At 63.1% G+C, this 20041-nt stretch carries 12 protein-coding genes; 10 read left to right on the top strand and 2 right to left on the bottom strand.

Annotation, left to right across the window (positions count from 1 at the left end; all coding sequences use genetic code 11):
- Positions 1-91 precede the first annotated feature (91 nt).
- The 7 genes from H7B90_RS05610 (at position 92) to H7B90_RS05580 (ending at position 13074) form a co-directional block, all read left to right on the top strand.
- On the top strand, positions 92-1042 hold the full coding sequence (locus tag H7B90_RS05610; RefSeq protein ID WP_185134876.1) for an ABC transporter permease: 951 nt from the start codon (positions 92-94) through the stop codon (positions 1040-1042).
- Between the two features lie 17 nt (positions 1043-1059).
- Positions 1060-1935: a carbohydrate ABC transporter permease gene (locus tag H7B90_RS05605; protein ID WP_185134875.1), complete on the top strand. Its 876-nt coding sequence runs from the start codon at positions 1060-1062 to the stop codon at positions 1933-1935.
- 31 nt (positions 1936-1966) lie between these two features.
- Entirely contained in the window at positions 1967-3643 is a 1677-nt protein-coding gene (locus H7B90_RS05600; protein ID WP_185134874.1) for an extracellular solute-binding protein, read from the top strand.
- Between the two features lie 92 nt (positions 3644-3735).
- Complete coding sequence (locus H7B90_RS05595; protein ID WP_185134873.1) at positions 3736-9183, top strand: sugar-binding protein; 5448 nt, start codon at positions 3736-3738, stop codon at positions 9181-9183.
- A 42-nt stretch (positions 9184-9225) separates the two neighbouring features.
- A complete protein-coding gene (locus tag H7B90_RS05590) occupies positions 9226-11175 on the top strand; it encodes a cache domain-containing sensor histidine kinase (RefSeq protein ID WP_185134872.1) in 1950 nt (649 codons plus the stop codon).
- Positions 11168-11974 (top strand): response regulator transcription factor, encoded by an 807-nt coding sequence (locus tag H7B90_RS05585; protein ID WP_185134871.1) that lies wholly within the window; start codon positions 11168-11170, stop codon positions 11972-11974. Before H7B90_RS05590 ends, H7B90_RS05585 begins: the two co-directional genes overlap by 8 nt.
- A gap of 20 nt (positions 11975-11994) precedes the next feature.
- On the top strand, positions 11995-13074 hold the full coding sequence (locus H7B90_RS05580) for a glycoside hydrolase family 88 protein (protein ID WP_185134870.1): 1080 nt from the start codon (positions 11995-11997) through the stop codon (positions 13072-13074).
- A gap of 59 nt (positions 13075-13133) precedes the next feature.
- On the opposite strand, the gene H7B90_RS05575 is transcribed toward H7B90_RS05580, so the two are convergent.
- Positions 13134-14369 carry an LCP family protein gene (locus H7B90_RS05575; RefSeq protein ID WP_185134869.1) on the bottom strand — a complete coding sequence of 412 codons (1236 nt, stop codon included), beginning with the start codon at positions 14367-14369 and terminating at the stop codon, positions 13134-13136.
- 665 nt (positions 14370-15034) lie between these two features.
- Between H7B90_RS05575 and H7B90_RS05570 the strand changes: the two genes are divergently transcribed.
- The 3 genes from H7B90_RS05570 (at position 15035) to H7B90_RS05560 (ending at position 17797) form a co-directional block, all read left to right on the top strand.
- Positions 15035-16105: a bifunctional 3-deoxy-7-phosphoheptulonate synthase/chorismate mutase gene (locus H7B90_RS05570; protein WP_185134868.1), complete on the top strand. Its 1071-nt coding sequence runs from the start codon at positions 15035-15037 to the stop codon at positions 16103-16105.
- A 177-nt stretch (positions 16106-16282) separates the two neighbouring features.
- On the top strand, positions 16283-16867 hold the full coding sequence (locus H7B90_RS05565) for a Uma2 family endonuclease (protein WP_246578841.1): 585 nt from the start codon (positions 16283-16285) through the stop codon (positions 16865-16867).
- Between the two features lie 24 nt (positions 16868-16891).
- Entirely contained in the window at positions 16892-17797 is a 906-nt protein-coding gene (locus tag H7B90_RS05560) for a LysR family transcriptional regulator (RefSeq protein ID WP_185134866.1), read from the top strand.
- Positions 17798-18586: 789 nt separating this feature from the next.
- Here H7B90_RS05560 and H7B90_RS05555 read toward each other — a convergent pair.
- Positions 18587-20035, bottom strand: coding sequence for an ABC transporter substrate-binding protein (locus tag H7B90_RS05555; protein ID WP_185134865.1), 1449 nt, complete (start codon positions 20033-20035; stop codon positions 18587-18589).
- Positions 20036-20041: the final 6 nt, after the last annotated feature.

The following is a 20041-nucleotide window of genomic DNA, read 5'->3' as shown; positions in this document are numbered from 1 at the left end:
TCCATATCCTCTCCATCCTTTAATCTTATAACTGTAAGCACTTTCATTCGATCGATGGAAGAGTAGAAAGAGAGGGGATGGAGGAGGGACGATGGAACTCGTCACGGCGAGGGTATCCGATACCCGGGAGACGCCGCTCAAGCGGCAGACAAGGAGGATCTGGAGGTACAAATGGCTGTACGCGATGCTGCTTCCCGCGCTCGCCTGGGTGCTTCTGTTCGATTACTTGCCCTTGTACGGGATCAGCATCGCGTTCATGGATTACAACGCCATCCAAGGCTTCTCCGGGAGCGAATGGGCCGGGCTGAAGCACTTCCGCGAGCTGTTCGAATCCGAGATGTTCCGGAACGCCTTCAAGAACACGCTTATCATCAGCTTGTACAAAATGATCAGCGGCTTTATTTGCCCCATTCTGTTAGCGCTTTCGCTGAACGAGATCCGGGCCCGCTGGTTCAAGAAGACGCTGCAAACCGCGGTGTACTTGCCCCGCTTCGTGTCCTGGGTCGTCTATGGAGGCATCATCGCGCTGCTGCTCTCCCCGGAGACCGGCATCGTGAACAAGATCGTCGAGCTGTTCGGCGGGAAGCCGGCGTACCTGCTCGTGGAGCCAAGCTACTTCCGCACGATCCTCGTCGCGACCGACGCGATGAAGGAGATGGGCTGGGCCGCCATCATCTACATGGCCGCGATCGCGGGACTGAATCCCGAGGTGTACGAGGCGGCCGTCATGGATGGGGCGACGCGGTTCCGCCGCATCGTCCACGTGACGCTGCCGGGAATCTCGGGGACGATCATCGTCATCTTCATTCTAAGAGTCGGCTACCTGATGAGCGCCGGACTCGATCAAGTCATCAACCTGTACAACCCGATGGTGTTCGAAGTCGGGGATATTCTCGACACCTACATCTACCGGGTGGGCATCGAGCAGTTCAGCCTCAGCCTCGCGGCGGCGGCGGACGTCATCAAGGGAATCATCGGCCTCGCGATGGTGCTGGCCGCCAATCAAATCGCCAAGCGGATCAATGATTCCGGCATTTTCTGACAAGGGGGAATCGGCCGATGAAGCTCACGCGAGGCGAGACCGCGTTCGTCGCGACCAACTACGTCGTCCTGACGCTCGTCACGATCGTCATCGTCATTCCGTTCTGGTACGTGCTCACCGTATCGGTGACGCCTTACTCGACGTTCAGCGCGAAGGACGGTCTCGTCCTGTTCCCTTCTTCCTTCAGCTTCGATTACTACGCCTACCTGCTGAAGAAGGGCTCGCTCATCTACAACGCCTACGGAGTCACGATTCGCAACACCTTGGGGGGCGTCCTGCTGGCTCTGCTGCTGACCGCCATGAGCGCCTACGCGCTGGCGGAGAAGAGATTGCCGGGCCGCAAGCTTCTCATGCTCGTCTTCGTGTTCACGATGCTGTTCAAGGGCGGGCTCATCCCGACCTACATCACGGTCAAGCAGCTGGGACTTCTGAATACCGACTACGTGCTCATTCTGATCATGGCGTACAGCGCCTTCAACATGATCATCATGAAGTCGTTCTTCGAAGGCATCCCCGACAGCCTGAAGGAGTCGGCGGCCATCGACGGGGCGTCCGAGATGCGCATTCTGCGATCGGTCGTGCTTCCGATGTCGATGCCCGTGCTCGCTTCGATCGGCCTGCTCTACATGGTGACGTACTGGAACGACTTCTTCAACGCTCTGCTGTACGTGACGGATTGGCATAAGGCTCCGGTGCAGCTCGTTCTGCGCACCATTATCGCCAGCTCCAGCCTTCCGCCGGAGCTGCTCGAGGCGGCCGGCCGAACGCCGCCGCCCACGATCGGCATCCAGATGGCGGCCATCGTCATCGTCGCGCTGCCGATGATGGTTCTCTATCCGTTCATTCAGAAGTACTTCGAGCAAGGCATGCTGATCGGTTCGGTCAAAGGTTAATCGATCGATTCTAGAGGGGGATTACGGGTTCATGGCCAACAAAAGCAGAAATTGGGGGTACGGGGCGTTCGCCGCCCTTCTGATCGGAACGATGTCGCTCGCCGGCTGCGGCGACGGCAACGGGAACGCGGGGAGTTCGTCTTCTTCGCCGGAGGTCTCCGCTTCGGCTTCCGCGCCGGCATCGGCTTCGTCTTCGGCGTCGCCGTCCGCGTCGGCCGCGGAATCGCAGCCGTACGAGCTGAAGTGGCTGAAGGCGCAGGACATCTCCTTGCCGTACGATCCGTCCAAGGACGCGGTCAAGCAGGCGATCGAGAAGAAGCTGAATATCAAGATCGTCCCCGAGATGGTGGACGTGCAGCAATACAAGACGAAGCTGAACCTGAAGATGTCCAGCAGCGACATTCCGGACGTGGCGCGGATCGACTTCGCCGACGACTTCCAGAAGTACGCGCAGCAAGGGGCGTTCGTCGACCTGACCGACCTTCTGAACGAGAAGGACACGCCGAACATCTTGAAGGAGGTCCCTCCGGAGGTGTTCGAGCAGGCGAAGGTGAACGGCCGAATCTACGGCATTCCGTATCAAGGCGGACCGGGCGCCGGCTATCGGTGGAACCTCGTGCTTCGCAAGGATTACATGGAACAGGTCGGCGCATCGGCTCCCAAGACGCTCGACGACTATTACAACCTGCTCAAGAAGATCAAGCAGGAGAAGCCGGACGTCATCCCGCTCGGCGGCTACACGGCCCAGATCGGCCAGGTCAAATACGCGAACAACTCGTTCGACAACATCTTCGGCGCGTTCGGCGTCACGCCGGGCTTCTTCACCGAGAAGGACGGCAAGTTCAGCAACTACGACATCGATCCGAGGATGAGGGACGCCCTGCTTTTCCTGCAGAAAATGTACAAAGAAGGGCTGATCGACAAGGAGTTCGCGACGATCAAGGAAGAGCAGCTGAGGGCGAAGCTGTACAGCGGCAAGCTGTTCTCCTGGATGGGCTGGTGGTCGACCGCGAACGATTACGACACCCAGGTGGAGACGAACGAGCTGATCAAGAGCGGCAAGCTGGCCGCGGACGGCAAGCTTCCGAACCAGGCCGAACAGCCGTTCAAGTATTTGACGTTGCTCGGTTCGCTCGTCGGGCCGGACGGCAAGGCGGTCGCCCCGATGGGAGCCCCGTTCTCGCAGATGAACGCGATCAGCGCCAAGACGAAGGACCCGAAGCGCGTCCTGTCCATCATCGAGGATTCGTTGTCGCCGGACAACCAGATGCTGACCGTCTGGGGCATCGAAGGCGAAGATTACAACCTCGTGGACGGCAAGCTGAAGACGGTCACCGACCTGGTCGATCCGCAGACGCAGCAGGACAAGAACGGGAACTTCCGCGGCACGCAGAGCTATCTGTTCGCCCCGGGCCTGAACGGGTGGCCGCATTACCTGGAGTCGCTGCCGCTGCGGTTCTCCCAAGCGCTGGACGTGGCGATCAACAACCCGTACCAGATCACGGACGCTTCCAACTATCTGGATTCCCCGACGAAGATCGCCAAGCTGGTCGAGCTGAACACGATGCGCGACTCGGTATTCACTCAGATCATCATGGGCGGCGACATCAAGAAGTTCGACGACTTCGTCGAGAAGTGGAAGTCCCAGGGCGGCAACCAGATTTTGAGCGAGCTCGAGGAGTCCTTTAAGAAGAAAGCGGGCAAGTAAACATTTTCGATAATGGTCGACAGCCTCAAGGCGACGCGGACGCGCTCCGGTCGCCGGAGGCTGCTTTGCCATTCGACGGAGGCGATTCGGGAATGGGTTATCGGTTCGGAATGGTTCGTTGGCTCTTGGTCGCGGCTCTTCTTCTTCCGTCTCTTCCTAGCCCGGCGGGCGCGGAAGAGGCGGCCCCCCTCGCGGCGGAAGCGGCCCCTCTGTTCGAAGACGGCTTCGACGGGGGGCTCGGCAACTGGGATCTGTTCGGCAGCACGGCCTGGCAGGTTCAAGGAAGCGGCGCGGAGGCGCAGCTAACCGGCTCCACGACGGCGACGTCTCCCCAGCGGGCGGTCGCGAAGGCGTCGAAGCTCCCCTACTCCTCGAAGGATTACGCTTTGGGGTTCGACGCCAAGGGCGACCGCTTCCGGGCGCTGTTCCGGTATTCGTCCGGCACGAGCTATTACTTCCTCGAATTCAAGAACGCCAGGCAGGTCGAGCTGTGGAAGTACCCGAACTCCTCGGCCGCCGCCATAGTCGGCGATCCCGTCGATATCGGCGCCGCGCTGCCCGGGTTCAGCCTGACGGACTGGCATTCGTACCGCGTGGAAGCGAGAGGAGGCGCGTTCAAGCTGGCGATCGACGGGACGCCGGTCGCCGAATTCGCGGATTCGTCGCTCGCGAGCGGGGGGATCGGCTTCGCCTTGAAGAGCGTAGGGCCGGCGGCGACGGTGAGCGTGGACAACGTCGCCGTGCGCGGGCTTCAAGGCGATCCGCCGCCGGATCCGGCGACCATCGTCCATACGCCGGCTTCGCAAGTTCCGTATAACGCGGACTTGCCGATCGCCTTCACCGTCGCCGGGCTCGCCTCCTCCGCCGAAGCCGCCATCCACTACGGCTACGGAGCCGAGCCGACGGACCGGGTTGTCGAGGCGCGCGGGGACGGGAACGGCTCGTTCGCGGGCACGATTCCGGGCACGAACCGGGCGGACTCCATCCGGTACTACTTGACGGTCGAAGAGCAAGGCGGCGGCTCGGTCCGTTATCCGGAGACGGGCGACGTCGCCGTGCCGATCGAAGCGATGGAGCCTTACTCGAACGACTTCGAAGGGGAGACGCCGAACTCCGCGCCAGCCGGATGGACGACCGGAGGAAGCGCGAAGGTGCTGGAGCTGCCGGACGGCAACAAGGTGTTCAGCCTGAACGGCTCGGGAAGCGCCAAGCTGAACCTGCCGATGTACAGGAACGCGGACAACTTCGTCGTCCGGTTCAAGGCGAAGTACGAGCGGACGAGCGACGCGGTCCAGAACACGTGGAGGCTGAGGTACCGCGCCGCCGACGACGCCAACAACAACGCGATGGAGTGGGCGACGCACAATTCGAAGTATTTTCTGATGCGCAAGACGACGCTTGGGGGCAACTACTACATCGCCAATTACGTGAAGTCGCTGCTCGGCGACTGGCACGACTACGAGCTGAGGATCAGCGGAATCAGCCACAAGCTGTACATCGACGGCGAGTTGGCCGCGAGCGGCGACGATTCGGACGCCCTCGCCAGGGAGAAGGGCTACTTCCAATGGAACGTCGTCGGCGGCATCAACCTGCAGATCGACGACTTCGCGATCGAGCCGATTCCGCTTCCCTACGTCGTCGATCTGCAGCCGTCGGGCACCTATGCCGGCATCTACGAGCAAGGAGAAGCGCCGGGTCTCGCCCTGGCGCTCGACGCCGGATCGGCGGCGCACGAATTCCGGATCGACTACGCGGTCCGGAGGGCGGACGGCGACAAGGCGCTTGTCGCGAGCGGGAGCGAGACGTACGAATTGGCGAAGGGAGAACGGCGTTCGGAGTCCATCAGCTTCGCGCCGGGCGTGAGCGGAATCGGCACGTACGACGTCGCGGCGGAGTTCTCGGTGGACGGGGCCGCGGCGCCTTCGCTGACGAAGCGGATGCGCCTCGCCATCGTGGACGAAGCCGCTCCGGTCCAGGAGCCCGACCTCGACAACGAGAGCGTCTTCGGGCTGAACACGCACTACGCGCTCAACTGGAGAGACGACATCATCGACGGAGCCCGCAAGCTCGGAGCCCGGCACCACCGCTCGGGCCTGTCGTGGGAAGCCGTCGACCGGAACGCGAAGGATTCGGCCGGGAACGCCGTCTACGATTACGCCGCCGCCGACGCCCTGCTGGGCAAGCTGGAGTCGTACGGCTTCAACCAGATTACCGTGCTCGGCATCGACAAGAACGCGGCCTATCAGAGCGGAACCGCGAATACGCCCGCCGCCCTGAAGGCGATGGGAGACTTCGTCTACGACGCCGTCAGCCGGTACAAGGGACGGATTCGGCAGTGGGAGATGCCGAACGAGCCCGAGATTTTCTCCAAGCCGTACGTTCCGGAAGAATTCGTGCAGATTCAGAAAATCGCCTATCTCCGCCTGAAGCAAGCCGATCCCGACGCGATGCTGCTCGCCGGCGACCACACGTCCAGCGTGCTGAGCGTGCTCCCGAGAGAGCTCGAGCTCGGCTCCTACGACTACGCCGACGCGTATTCGTTCCATCCGTACGTGTACAATTCGATGCCGGACGGGAACCTCGCGAACCTGCTGAACGGCGTCAAAAATCTCGTCAACGCTTACGGAGGCTGGAAGGACTACTATCTGACGGAAGGAGGCTGGCCGACGGCGAACGCCGGCTACCCGTCGGTCTCGGAGGAGACCCAGCGGGATTATATCGTCCGCGCCTTTCTGACCTATCTGACGACCGATCAGGTGAAGGCGTACGAATACTATAATTACAAAAACGACGGGACGGACGATCGCTACTACGACATCTTCTGGGGAATCACGGACAACGACGGCCGGCCGAAGCTGGCGTACGCGGCGGTCCATCAGCTGATGACGACGCTCGACCGGGCCAGATATATCGGCACCTGGGACGCCGGAGACCCGGCCGTCGCCGCCGAGCTGTTCCTGACCGACGCCGGGGAGCCGGTTCTCGTCGCCTGGAAGAGGGTCGATCACAAGGACGATCCCGACGCGAAGCCGCCGACGAGCGAGATCGCGCTGCCCTTCGGAGCGGCGGGAACGACGGCGAAGGACATCAATGGCGTCGGGTTCCCTCTGGCGGAATCCGGCGGCAAGGCTCATCTGACGGTCGGAAGCTCGCCCGTCTACGTGACGGGATTGCCGGCCGGATTCGTCTACGAAGCCGCCGCGCGCCTCCTCGCGGGCAAGGCGGAGGACGCGGCGGCCAAGCTGGAAGCGCTGCGGACGGCGGAGAACGGAGCGCTAGTCGACGCCGACTCGGCGAAGCTGGACGCAATCTCCGCGACGTACGCGGAAGCGCTCGGCTCCTCGGCTCCGGCCGCCGGATTGGAGCGGGGAATCAAGGCTATCTACGCGTTGATGGAGACGATGGCCGGCCGGATCGGGGACGGGGCGTACGAGCGGGCGCCCGGCTACGTGGCGTTGGAAGCGCTCTACAATGAGGCTGAGAGAGCGTCCGTTCCGCTGTCCTACGCGATGGGCGGCCTGGATTCGGCCGTCGTCCCGGATTACGGCCCGGCCGCGCAGGCCGCGACGGCGGCGCTCGACGCCAAGAAGGGCGAATACGGCGTCATGCCCGTCTCGACGGCGGCGGTTCTGAGAACGAACCGCTACGGCAGGCTGGCGGAAGCCGCGGCGGCCCGGGGCGCATACGCCGCGAGCTATGCCTACAACCTGCTGGCGAGGGAATTTGCCCCGGCGGCGGAGGCGATCGTCGCTTCCGAGCCTTCCAAATTCATCGGCGTCATGGCGAGCGTCGTGCCGACCCAAGCGGCGGGGGAAGCGGGCGGTACGGCCGCGCTCTCGCTTGCGCTCGCGAACGACACGGACTCCCCGCGAACGGTCGGCGTGGCGATGAAGCTGCCGGACGGCTGGGAGGCGGCGCAGACGAGTCCGCGGGAGGCCGAATACGAGATCCCGGCCGGCGGCTCGCTCGAGGAGGCGTACGAGGTGCGCATCCCGGCCGACGCCGTCAAGGGTCGGTACGACATCGCGTTCGAAGTGTACTACGAAGGGGCCCTGCTGGATACGAAGACCGTCCGGTTGACCGTGGAAGACGGGATCGGCGTCCGGCTCGTTCCGGTCGCGAAGACGATCGCGGACCTGGACGTTCTGACGGTCGAGCTGACGGGCACGTCGTCCCTGGCGAAGACGGGAACCGTCACCGTCGTCGGCCCGGACGGCGCCGCGCTCGCGCCCGTCTCGACGAACGCCTTCGGGCCGCTGAACAAGGGAGGCAAGGTCCGGCTCGACTTCCAATGGACGTACCGGGAGCGGAAGCCGGGCAACGAATATCCGGTCGACGTCCGGGTCGAGGAGGCGGCGACGGGCAAGACGATCTTCCGCGATGCCGCCATGCCCGTCGACTTCCTCTTGGCGCAGAAGGCGAGAGGCGTCGAGGTGGACGGCGACCTGTCCGACTGGCAGGACGCGTTCCCGTTCCATCTCCGCTCGAGCGCCCAGAACGCCGGCGGTTACCACGACCCGGATAACCTGGAGGCGACGGCTTACGTCAAATGGGCCGACGACGGGCTCTACGTCGCGGCGGTCGTCCGGGACGACATTCACAAGCAGTCGGAGAACGCTTCGAACCTGTGGAAGAACGACTCCGTTCAAGCGAGCCTCGATCCGCTCGACGACGGGGGATCGCCGTACGGCCCGGACGACGTCGAGTGGGGCTTCGCGTTGACCGACGACGGCCAGAAGCTGACGAACGTGTTCAGCTCCTCGGCTCCCAATCCGAACGGCGATATCAGCGGGCGAGTGCCGTTCGCGGCGGTCCGGGACGAGACGGCGAAGAGGACGATCTACGAGATGAAGTTCCCGTCCTCCTTCGTTCGGGACCTGCGGCCCGCCGAAGGCGCCCGCATCGCCTTGAACGTGGCGGTCAACGACGCGGATCTGCAGAACGGCCGCGACGACTTCATCCAATGGACGCCGGGGACGGCCGATTCCAAAAATCCTTCGCTCTACGATTCGTTCCTGCTCGTCGACGAGGACACGATCGCGCCCGAGCTCCGTATCGACGGTTCCTTGACCTTGTCCCGGCTCGGACGAACGACGCTGACCTGGGAGGCGTCGGATTCGCACGGCGAGGTCGAGAGCGCGAGCGTGCGTCTGGACGGCCGGCCGATCGGCAGTCCGTACGAGATTCGGCCGCTCTCGCTCGAGGCCGGCGAGCACCGGCTGAGCGGGGAAGCCGTCGACCGGGCCGGCAACCGCTCCGTTCTGGAAGCGACGCTTCGGGTGACGTTCTCCGTCGGGGAATTGGACGATATGCTGAACTACGGCTTCGCCCAAGGGTGGATTCGGAACAAGGGCGTGCTGAACAGTCTCCTGGCCAAGGCGGTCAAGATCCAGAAGGACGCGGCCAAGGACAACAAGAAGGTCGACTTCAAGCCCTTGATTCAGGAGATCGAGGCGCAGAGCGGCAAAAAAATAACGGCCGAGTTCGCGGCGAGCTTGCGGAAGGACATCGATTATTTGCGCGGGCCGGCGCCCGGATGAGGGCGGTCCGCGATTCGCTTCGGCCGACGGGGAGGGGAGACGATGAACGCCGCATCCGGGAGAAGACGAAGCCGGCCTTCCAGCCTTCTGCTTCGTCTGAGCCTTCCTATTTTCGCCCTGATCGTGACCTTCATCGCCTTGTTCGCCGCGTCGGCGAGCTACATCCTGATCCGGGTCCAGAACGACCACATCGCCCAGATGGCCGAACAGTCGATGAAGTTCCTCTATCGGAACGTCGAGTATCAGCTTGATACGATGAGCAACATGGCGGCTTTTATCCTGTCGAATCAATCGATCGAGAACCTGCTCGAGAGCGAGCATCCGGAGCCGTTCGAGGCGGTCGGCGATCTCTTCGCGCTGCGGGGCAACCTGGAGAACCTCTCCCTGCTGTCCCTGCTCGGCGGCTCCGGCTCCGGCCCCGCGCCCGGCGCCTTCGTCCAGCAGACGTACGAGGTGTCCGTCGCGGTCGAGAAGGAGAGCGGCCTGTACCCGATCGCGACCGACCGCTACTATCCGGCGACGGGCGTCTTCAAGAGCGACGACCTGAAGAAGGAGGCGTGGTACCGGGCGCTGAGCGGCGGGGAGAGGCAGACCGTCTGGTGGGGGCAAAGGTCGGGGCGCGCGGGCGCGCCCATGATCTATTCGGCAACGAAGAAGACGAGCATCAAGGACGGCCGCGTCATCGGAACCGTCCTCGTCGGGGCCGACGTCGGCAGCGTCCGCGCCCTGTTCGACAACGCCTCGCTGGCGAAGGGCTATCATCTGCTGCTGGATACGGAAGGACGCGTCCTCGTCAGCGAACGGTACGGGTTCCTGGAGCCGGTCGGCGAGCTCCCGTACCTGCGCGACCTGGAGGGCTCCGGCGGATCGGCGGCAGTCCGCGTCGACGGAGAGCGGAACCGGGTCATGTACGAGACGCTGGCGAACGGCTGGAAGCTGCTGACCGTCGTTCCCGAGAGCCACTTGGGCCGCTATACGCTGGCCATCTCGGCGATCGGGGCCGTCGCCGCCGCGGCCGCCCTCTTGATCGCGGGCTACTGGCTGCGCCGCATCGTCGCGAGGGTGACGGTGCCGATTACCCGGCTCGTGGGCGCGGTGCAGCGGCCGGAGGTGCTCGAGTTCAAGGAGCCGCTGCCGGAACCGAATACGGGCATCTACGAGGTGGATACGTTGAACCGCAAGTTCGATTCGATGCTCGTCACCTTGCGCGGGCTGATCGAGAAGTCGTTCGCGGAGGAGATCGAGAAGCGCCAGCTTCAGCTCGAGCTGCTGAACGCGCAGATCAACCCTCATTTTCTGTACAACACGCTCGATCTGATCAACTGCCGGGCGATCATGGCCGGGGACCGCGAGACGAGCTCGATCGTCCGGTCGCTCGCCAACGTCTTCCGGTACGGGCTGAACCGGGGGCAGGCGTGGATCTCCCTCGAGGGGGAGCTCAAGCAGGCGGAGGCTTACCTGCACATTCAGCGGATGATGATGGACGATCTGAGCGTCGAGATCCGGGCGCCGGGCGACCTTCTGTCGGCGCGAATTCCGCACTTCTGCTTGCAGCCGCTGGCGGAGAACGCCATCGTTCACGGCTTCGCGGGACGGACGGCCGGCTGCCGCATCGCGATCTCGGTCCGGCTGGACGGGACGTCGCTCGTACTCCGGGTGGAGGACAACGGCCGGGGCTGCGATGCCGAGACGATGAACCGGGCTCTGCGGGAAGCGGCGCAGCCGAACGATTTCGGTTCCGGCTCCGGCTCCGGGATGGGTCAAGGCCCTGGTTCCGGGGTTGATTCGGCGTCCGTGTCAGGGTCTGGAACCGGGTCAGGGTCCGGCTCCGGTTACGGAACGATGAACGTGCATAGGCGAATTCAGCTGCTGTGCGGGGAAGCGTACGGATTGCGGTACGTGCCGGCGGAGGAGGGAACGCGCGTCGAAGCCGTTCTGCCCTTCCGCCCGCCCTACCCGCGCGACGAAGAGAGGGGGCCGGCCGATGTTTAAACTGCTCATCGCGGAAGACGTGAAGACCGTCCGGGAGACGCTCGCCCGCTCCATCCCGTGGGAGGAGCTGGACATCTCGCTGCTCGGGACCGCCGAGAACGGAGAGGAAGCGCTGCGAATGTTCGAGCGGGAGGAGCCGGACCTGCTGCTGACCGACATCGGCATGCCGAAGATGAACGGGCTCGAGCTGATCGAGGCCTGCAAGCGCCGCAAGCCCGACATCCGGTGCGTCATCCTGTCCGGCTTGAACGAATTCGAGCACGCCAGGCAGGCGATCCAGCTTCAGGTGCGGGAATACGTGCTCAAGCCGATCGACCCGGACGAGATCGTCAAGGCGTTCGCGAACGCCGTCCGGGAGCTGCGCCGGGAGAGGGAGGAGCGCAGAGGGATCGCGCTGCTCGAGCAAGGGCTCAAGGAGAAGCTGCCGAATCTGCCTGGGGCGCTGCCGCCGGGCGAATGGTCGGGCGGGGCGAAGAAGATGAAGCTGGTCGAGCAGGCGATGCGGTACTTGAAGGAAGAATACGCCCGCAAGGATCTGGGGCTCGCGGACGTGGCCGCCGCCGTCGGCCTGAGCGAGAAGTATATGAATCTCTTGTTCAAGGAAGTGACGGGCGCCACGATCAACCAGACGATCGTCCGCCTTCGGCTGGAAGAGGCCGCGAGGCTGCTGAAGGATCCGTCGATCCGGATCTACGAGGTGTGCGACCGGATCGGCTACGCGGACCAGGATTACTTCCGCGAAGTGTTCAAGAAGCAGTTCGGGCTGACTCCGACCGATTATCGCAATCAGTATTTATAAGATGCCTTGGGGGGATACGGGTGGAACGAACGAGAATAGAAGAAGCGGCCCGCCGCGTTTATCGGTTCATGACGCGCAGCCAGCCGGAGCAGTGGGGAGACCACGAATGGACCGACTGGGCGATGAACATGGACCGCTGGGACTGGAATTCGGGGGTCGGCGTCATCGCCGCGGCCGAATTCGGCAGGACGGCGGCGGGCGCGGCAGAGGGAGCTCTGCGGGAGGTCGAGGCATGGGTCGAGAGGAATCGCGGCCGATCGGAGGAGGTCCGGGTGATCAACTCGATCGCTCCGTTCGCCGTCTTCCCGGCGCTGTTCGAGATGACGGGCGATCCCTTCTACGCGGAGAAAACGGAAGAGATCGCAAGATGGCTGATCGACGAAGCCCCCCGCACGAGGGACGGCGCCTTCGAGCATACCGTGACGGAGCGAGCGACGTTCAGCGAGCAGATCTGGGCGGACACGGTATTCATGGCCGTCCTCTTCCTGGCCCGGGCGGCCCGCCTTCTTGGGGACCGCCGGATGGCCGGGGAGGCGCTGGAGCAGGCTTGCCTTCACCTGCGCGCCCTGCAGGACGAGGAGAGCGGCCTCCTGTTCCACGGCTGGAACTGCGCGGCGGGCAACTGGATGTCCGCGGCCCTCTGGAACCGGGCGAACGCCTGGAACGCGGCGGCGGTCCCGATGATTCTGGAGGAAGCGGAGGACTTGTGCGACGATGCCGGACTGCCGGACGAGGTTAAAAGCAGATACCGCAGGCTCGCCGAAGGCCTTCTCGCTGCGCAGAACGAGAGCGGCCTATGGCCGACCGTGCTGGACCGTCCGTCCTACTACGAGGAGACGTCGGGCTCCGCCGGCATCGCCTTCGGCTTGTACAAGGCCGTCCGTCGGGGCCTCGTCCCCGCCTCCGCGCTCGGCGCCGCGGACCGCGCCCTCTCCGCCGTTCTCGGGAAGATCGAAGAAGACGGCGCGGCGGGAGGCGTGTCCGGGGGGACGCCGGTGCTCGCGAGCGTCGAGGCGTACAACGAGGTTCCGATTTTCCCGACCTTGTACGGACAGGGATTGACGCTGCTGCTGCTCTCGGAAGCTCTGAACCGGGGCTGATCGGAACGGCCTGCCCGCCGGATGGCACGAACCGCGCGGAACGGCCGGAGCGGCCGCCCTCAGGACAGGGCGGAATCGGCGGCGGACGCGGTTCCCGAATCGAAGTAGAGATAGCGCTGCATCTGCTTCTTGAGCTGCTTCAGGTCCGTCTCGAGGACCGATTGGCCGTCGTCCGTTCGCGCCGAACGCCAGGTGCCGTCGAGCGGGAACCGGTTCTGTTCGGTCTGCATGTCCTTCTCCTTGAAGTAGCGATAGGCGAGCGACAGAATGGCCGAGCGATCGAGCGACGTCTCGACTTCCGGCGCGAGCTTGAGCAGCAGCTCCGGAACGGCGGCGGCGCCGCGCTCCTTCAGCTCGCCGATGATCGCGGCCAGCACGCGGCGCTGCCGCTCCGTCCGCTCGAAGTCGGCGTTGCCGACGTACCGGATGCGGGCGTAGGCGACGGCCTGCATGCCGCCGAGCTTCTGGAGCCCCGCTTCCTTCACGGGAGCGGGGCTCTTGCCGTCGCCCGCCAGATCCCTAAGGTAGGCGTTCAGCACCGGAATCTCGTCGGCGCGAACGTCGATGTCGACTCCGCCGACGGCGTCGACGACCTTCTCCATCGCTTCGAAGTCGACCGCCGCGTAATCGCGGATGTCCGTTCCGAAGGTCTTGTTGATCGTCTTCAGCGCCAGCGCCGCTCCTCCGTACGAGTAAGCCGCGTTCAGCTTGGCCATGCCGTGGCCTTCGATGGGGACGTACAGGTCCCGCATCAGGGAGGTCAGCTTGAGCTTGTCGTTCGCGTAATCGAAGGACAGGATGAGGATGACGTCGGACCGTCCCCGTTCCTTCGGGCTCCGGCGGTCGAGTCCGAACAGCGCGATGCTGCGGACGTTCTCTTGCGGCTTGACGTTGGCGGACGCCGCCCGGGCCGGCTTCGGGTTCCCATTCGCGGCGGCTTGCGGTCCCGCCTGATCGGATGACGGTTCCTTGTTTGAAGCGACGGATGAGGAGCGGAGTGCTATGTCGAAGGGGGCATCTAATGGAGAGTCGATTGGAGAGTCGATTGGAGAGTCGATTGGAGAGTCGATTGGAGAGTCGATTGGGGCATCGGCGGAGACGGCGGCCAGGGGCTCGATTCCGAGCGCTTCGTCGGACCGGTCGAGCCGGACGTAGTGGAAGGCCGTCGCCTTCCAGAACCCGGCGAAGACGAGTCCCGACAAAATCGCCAGGGAGATGACCGGAATCCAGATCCACCGCTTGCGTCTTTTTGATGGACCGTTGGGACTATTGTCGCAATCGCTCGAATGGTCCATTATGTATCCCTCCATTCCGATTTTCGGTTTGTAAAGCGCATATTTACCTAAATGTGAAACATATCGTATCATTTTATCCACAGAATTAGCAATACGTTTAGGGCAAATTGCCTATGAAAAAGAGAATGAAAATGGCCGGCCGTCCGGACCGGGCCAAGCCGGTCTCCCCGCCATTTATTCTATTGCGGAAGGGATTCCGAAATTCGCCGGGCCGGCTATCGGACGAGGCTCGGTCGGCGAGGCAACTGCGCATCCGTCGGGCGCTTCACCGCGGCAGAGCTTCGAAGTTGTCCGGCTTCGCCGCGCATTCTTGCACGAATTCGAGCGTTCTCCTATACTATGGAACAACAATCGATTGGCAAATGAATACATGCACAGACGATGAAGGAGAAGAGTAAGCGGGAACGGCCCGATCAGGGACGGCGCGCCGGGGACTGAGAGCGCGCCGCGGGAGACGTCCGCCGAAGTTCGCTCCGGAGTCGGCTCCCGAACGTCCTCGTCGACCGGCAGGGAGTCCCGGTTCGCGCCCGTTACCGCGCCCGAGCGAGAAGCGAGTTATCGAAGCTGTCTAACAAGGCTGGTACCGCGGGAGGAATCCCGTGCCTTGATAGGCGGCTTTTTGGCGCTTTATATCGCATCCGAAAAACAAGAGGGAGAGTGCGGACATGGAACGGTTGGAGACGTTGCGAGGCAGGCTGGACGAAGTGAATTCGAAGCTGCTCGGGTTGTTGAACGAGCGGGCGGCGATCGTGCGCGAGATCGGCGAGGTGAAGGAAGAGCTGGGGATGGCCAAGTACGACCCGGCTCGCGAACGCGAGATGCTGGAACGTCTCGTCGCCGCGAACGAGGGGCCGTTCAGCGACGATCAGATCAAGCATCTGTTCAAGCAAATTTTCAACGTATCGCTCGGTCTTCAGGAATCGAATCGCAAGAAGGAGCTGCTCGTCCGCCGCAAGCGGGGCCAGGAGGACACCGTCGTCCGGGCGAAGGACGTGGCGATCGGCGGCCCGGCGCAGACGCTGATCGCCGGTCCCTGCTCGGTCGAATCGTACGAGCAGCTGCGGGCGGTCGCGGCGTCTCTGAAGGAAGCCGGCGTCCGGGTCATGCGAGGGGGAGCGTTCAAGCCGAGAACGTCTCCGTACGACTTCCAAGGGCTCGGGGAGGAAGGGCTGGCGATGCTGAAGACGGTCGCCGGCGAATTCGGCCTCGTCACGATCAGCGAGATCGTCAATCCGGCCCATATGGAATTGGCGGAGAAGTATATCGACATCATTCAGATCGGCGCGCGCAACATGCAGAACTTCGAGCTGCTGAAGGCCGCGGGGGAGACGAGAATGCCGGTCGTCCTGAAGCGCGGCATCTCGGCCACGATGGAGGAGTTCGTGCTGGCGGCCGAATACATCGTCTCGCGGGGCAACGGGCAGGTCATTCTGATCGAACGGGGAATCCGCACGTACGAGAAGTGGACGAGGAACACGCTGGACATCTCCGCGGTGCCGATTCTGAAGCAGGAGACGCATCTGCCGGTGCTCGTCGACGTCAGCCATTCCACCGGCCGCAAGGACATTCTCGTCCCGTGCGCCAAAGCGGCCCTCGCGGCGGGAGCGGACGGCATCATGGTCGAGGTGCATCCCGATCCTCAGGTGGCGCTTAGCGACGCGGACCAACAGCTCGACCTGGGGCAATTCCGCTCGTTCTGCGACGCCGTCAAGCAATCGGGATTGCTGAAGGCTTAAAGTGGGGGATCGCGCGCCGGAAGAAGGACGTTCGCGGAGGGGTTCCTCTGTTGACAGCCTTATTCCGATTGGCGATAATGGGATTAATAGATGACGGGGAAGCACCTCGCGCAGAGAGACACAGTCGTGTTCCTTTGTCGGGGTGCTTTTTTGAATATTCGGGGGAGGATGGCCGCGGTGGATTCGAAGAAGAAGGAAGAGGATCAGGTTCGGGAAGCGCCGTTCACGTACGAGATGTACGCGGAGATGCCGGACGACGGGCAGCGCTACGAGATCATCGACGGGAATCTGGAGTTGATGTCTCCGGGTGCTTCCTTTTCGCATCAGGCCGTGGGAGGGGAGCTGGAGTATCTTCTCAAGCAAAGCTGCAAATCGGAATATATCATCTTGGATGCACCCTTAGATGTGATCTTAAGCCCGACGAACGTGCTGCAACCCGACTTACTGATGGTTCGCCGCAGCCGAATGCACATCGTGACGAATCGGGGAATCGAAGGTCCGCCCGACCTGGTCGCGGAGGTGCTCTCCCCCAGCACCCGCAAGCGGGATAAGATCAAGAAGGCGGCCGCCTATGCCCGATTCGGGGTGGAGGAATATTGGATCGTCGACGGCGATAGTCGAACGTTGGAGCAATATCGGCTGGACGGGGACGGCAAGTACGAGCTTCATAACCTGTTCGAGGGAGACGACCTCGTCTCGTCGGACAAGCTGCCCTGCGTCAGCTTCCGGGTGAGCGATCTTTTCGTAGACGTCATCGATTGATAAGAAGAGAGGAAGAAGACTCCATTGACCCTGCAGCAATTGAAGTACGTCATCGAGATCGCGAACCGGGGCTCGATGAACGAAGCGGCCAAGCGGCTGTTCATCTCCCAGCCGAGCCTGTCGAACGCGATGAAGGATCTCGAGGAGGAGCTTGGCATTACGATTTTCGAGAGGACGAACAAGGGGATCACGCTGTCGAAGGAAGGAGCGGAATTCCTCGGCTATGCCCGGCAGGTCGTCGAACAGGCGGAGCTGCTCGAGAGCCGGTATTTGAACGCCAAGCCGGCCCCGCAGCACTTCTCCGTCTCGACCCAGCATTACGCGTTCGCGGTGAACGCCTTCGTCAACCTCGTGAACGAGTACGGCCAGGAGGAATACGAGCTCGCCCTGCGCGAGACGAAGACCCACGAGATCATCGAAGACGTGAAGACGATGCGGAGCGAGATCGGCATCCTGTACTTGAACGAGTTCAACTCGAAGGTCATCAACAAGCTGCTCCAGTCGGCGAACCTGGAGTTCAACCCCTTGTTCACGGCGAAGCCTCACATCTTCATCAGCGTGTACAATCCGCTCGCCAAGCTGCCCGCGGTGACGATCGACCAGCTCCGGCCGTATCCGTATCTCAGCTTCGAGCAGGGCGAGTACAATTCGTTCCACTTCGCGGAGGAGATTCTGAGCACGCTGTCCCATCCGAAGAGCATCCGGGTGACCGACCGGGCGACGCTGTTCAACCTGTTGATCGGGCTGAACGGGTACACGATCTCCACCGGCGTGCTGAGCGCCGACCTGAACGGCAACGAGATCATCCCCGTGCCGCTCGAATGCGACGAATCGATCCGGGTCGGCTGGATCCATCACAAGAACGTCTCGCTCTCCAAGCTGGCGTCGGCCTACGTGGAGGAGCTGAAGCGCGCCATCGCCGAGCCTTGAGCGGGCGGGACGCGGCGCGGTGCGGCGCGGCGGCGAAGCGGGAGGAAGCGGGAGGAAGCGGGAGGAAGCGTCCGGATGCGATCCCGGATGGAGAGCGGACCTCCCGCGGCGGGCTCCAATAGCGGACATTTCGCGATTCGGCGGCCGACCGCGCCCCGCGGCCCCTCCATTGGCGAGAATTTCGCCATTCAGCGGGCATCCGGCGCCACCGGACCTCTACAATGGCGAGAAATTCGCCATTCAAGGGAAGTGAGGCAGCGAGAGTAGCCTCCAATGCCGAAAAATTCGGCATTGGGAAGGGGAGCGCTGCCGCGGGAGGGCTCCAATGCCGAAAAATTCGGCATTCGGAGGGAGAGCGCAGCCGCGGGAGGGCTCGAATGCCGAAAAATTCGGCATTCAAGGGAAGTGAAGCACCGAGAGTAGCCTCCAATGCCGAAAAATTCGGCATTCAAGGGAAGTGAGGCACCGAGAGTAGCCTCCAATGCCGAAAAATTCGGCATTCAGAGGGGAAGCGCAGCCGCGGGAGGGCTCGAATGCCGAAAAATTCGGCATTCGGAAGGGGAGCGCTGCCGCGGGAGGGCTCAAATGCCGAAAAATTCGGCATTCGGAGAGGGAGCTCGCCGGCAGAGGCGCCTGCGCGCCGTCCGCCGCCCGCCAAATTGGAATCAGCCTGCCGACGAATAAGTCGGACAGGCTGAGTATGGGGCTGGCTCGATCAGAGTATGGGTCTAGCTCGCGCCGTGGTCGGGTCCCGTTGAGAATTCGGGATTACCCGTTCAAAGCTCGCGCCTACTCGTTCAAGTAAGTATTGACGCGGCTCGCGACCGCCTTGGCGACGGCTTCCGCCGACTTGCCGCCGGAGAAGAAGGAGGCGGCCTCTTCCTTGACCATGGCGATTACCTTGTCGTCTTTGTGCTGGTATTTGCCAACCGACGGGAGCAGGGCGAGCGCCGATTCGATCTGTTCTTCGGTGATCGACAACGATTGCGCCGGGCCGCCGTCCTTGTTCTTGATCATCATCTTCATGCTGCCGCTTTGGAGCTTCTCGGCGAAGTCCTCCAGCTTCGCCCTCGCCGCGGCTTGGTGGACCGGGAACGACATCAACGCGGGGGAAGACTGGATCTCCTCGGAGAGCAAGAACTTGACGAACTCCCAGGCGGCCGGTTTGACCTTGGAGCGTTCGTTCAGGGCGAACGCCAGGTCGGATTCGAACGGAATTCCTTCGTCCTTGCCGGTTCCGGGCGGGTTCAACACTTCTCCTTCGCTGCGTCCAATCGCGCTCGGCAGCATGGCCAGCTCCGACAGTCCCTTCATGCTCACCGGGGAGAACACCTGGTTCGCCTTGCCGAGGTCTTCGCCCGACGCGGCGCCGCTGTCGTACAACCGCTGGATTTGCTCGAGATAACCGCGGAACGCCGCCTCGTCGAACGACGAAGAGTTCCCCTCGCGGGTCACGAGCTTGTCGTACACCGTCTCCGTCAAGTAGCCGAGCAGGTCCTCCGGCTTCATGCCTCCCAGCGCGGGCGACGTCCCGTCCGCTCCGCCGTTCTTGGCGATTTTCTCGCATAAGGCGATGAACGTCTCCCAATCCCACGTCTTGTCGTCGACGCCTCCCGCCTTCTCGACGGCCGGCTTGTTCCCGATCAGGACGTCCAGCGAATAGCCGATCGGAATCGCATACCACCCTTTGTCTCCCGACATCCCTTTCAGAACCCTCTCGTAATAGTCGGAGGCCTGGAAGCCGGCGTCTTGGCCCGCGATCCCGTTCCAATCCGAGAACATCCCCTTAGCCAAATATTTGTCGACCGGAAGGTAGCTGGTCGAGATCAGATCCGCCGCGTTGCCCGACATCAGCGCCGTTCCGACGGAGTTGACGTATTTGTCCTTGTCGGCGGCGGAAGGACCGTCGTCCGGACCTTTCTGCATTCGAATCTGCTTGCCGTCGCTCAGATCGGTCGGCACCGTCTCCTGGATCTGGACGTCGATGTCCGGATGGGCCGCTTCGAACTTGTCGACGGCTTCCTTCAGGAAGCGGTCTTGGGTGAATACGGCCACCGTCAGCGTCTGCTTGCCGCCCGCGCCGGACGGCGAATCCGCGGAAGGGGAAGCGGCGGCCGGCGCCGAGCCGGACGGGGAATCGCCGGGTTCGTCGCCGCCGGACTGGCAGGCGGATAGGGCGGCAGTCAGAAGCAGGGCGGACGACGCGGCGGCCGTCCATTTCAGTTTTGCTTTTCTCATAGCATG

Source organism: Cohnella xylanilytica (assembly GCF_014212175.1).
Classification (GTDB): Bacteria; Bacillota; Bacilli; order Paenibacillales; family Paenibacillaceae; genus Cohnella; species Cohnella xylanilytica.
The sequence above is the reverse complement of the archived record's forward strand: the minus strand, read 5'-3'. Positions and strand labels throughout refer to the sequence as shown.

What these genes read in the sequence shown, in the direction of transcription:
- H7B90_RS05610 (WP_185134876.1), top strand. Translation starts at nt 92, where the DNA reads ATGGAACTCGTCACGGCGAGGGTATCCGATACCCGGGAGACGCCGCTC.
- H7B90_RS05605 (WP_185134875.1), top strand. Translation starts at nt 1,060, where the DNA reads ATGAAGCTCACGCGAGGCGAGACCGCGTTCGTCGCGACCAACTACGTC.
- H7B90_RS05600 (WP_185134874.1), top strand. Translation starts at nt 1,967, where the DNA reads ATGGCCAACAAAAGCAGAAATTGGGGGTACGGGGCGTTCGCCGCCCTT.
- H7B90_RS05595 (WP_185134873.1), top strand. Translation starts at nt 3,736, where the DNA reads ATGGGTTATCGGTTCGGAATGGTTCGTTGGCTCTTGGTCGCGGCTCTT.
- H7B90_RS05590 (WP_185134872.1), top strand. Translation starts at nt 9,226, where the DNA reads ATGAACGCCGCATCCGGGAGAAGACGAAGCCGGCCTTCCAGCCTTCTG.
- H7B90_RS05585 (WP_185134871.1), top strand. Translation starts at nt 11,168, where the DNA reads ATGTTTAAACTGCTCATCGCGGAAGACGTGAAGACCGTCCGGGAGACG.
- H7B90_RS05575 (WP_185134869.1), bottom strand. Translation starts at nt 14,369, where the DNA reads ATGGACCATTCGAGCGATTGCGACAATAGTCCCAACGGTCCATCAAAA.
- H7B90_RS05570 (WP_185134868.1), top strand. Translation starts at nt 15,035, where the DNA reads ATGGAACGGTTGGAGACGTTGCGAGGCAGGCTGGACGAAGTGAATTCG.
- H7B90_RS05555 (WP_185134865.1), bottom strand. Translation starts at nt 20,035, where the DNA reads ATGAGAAAAGCAAAACTGAAATGGACGGCCGCCGCGTCGTCCGCCCTG.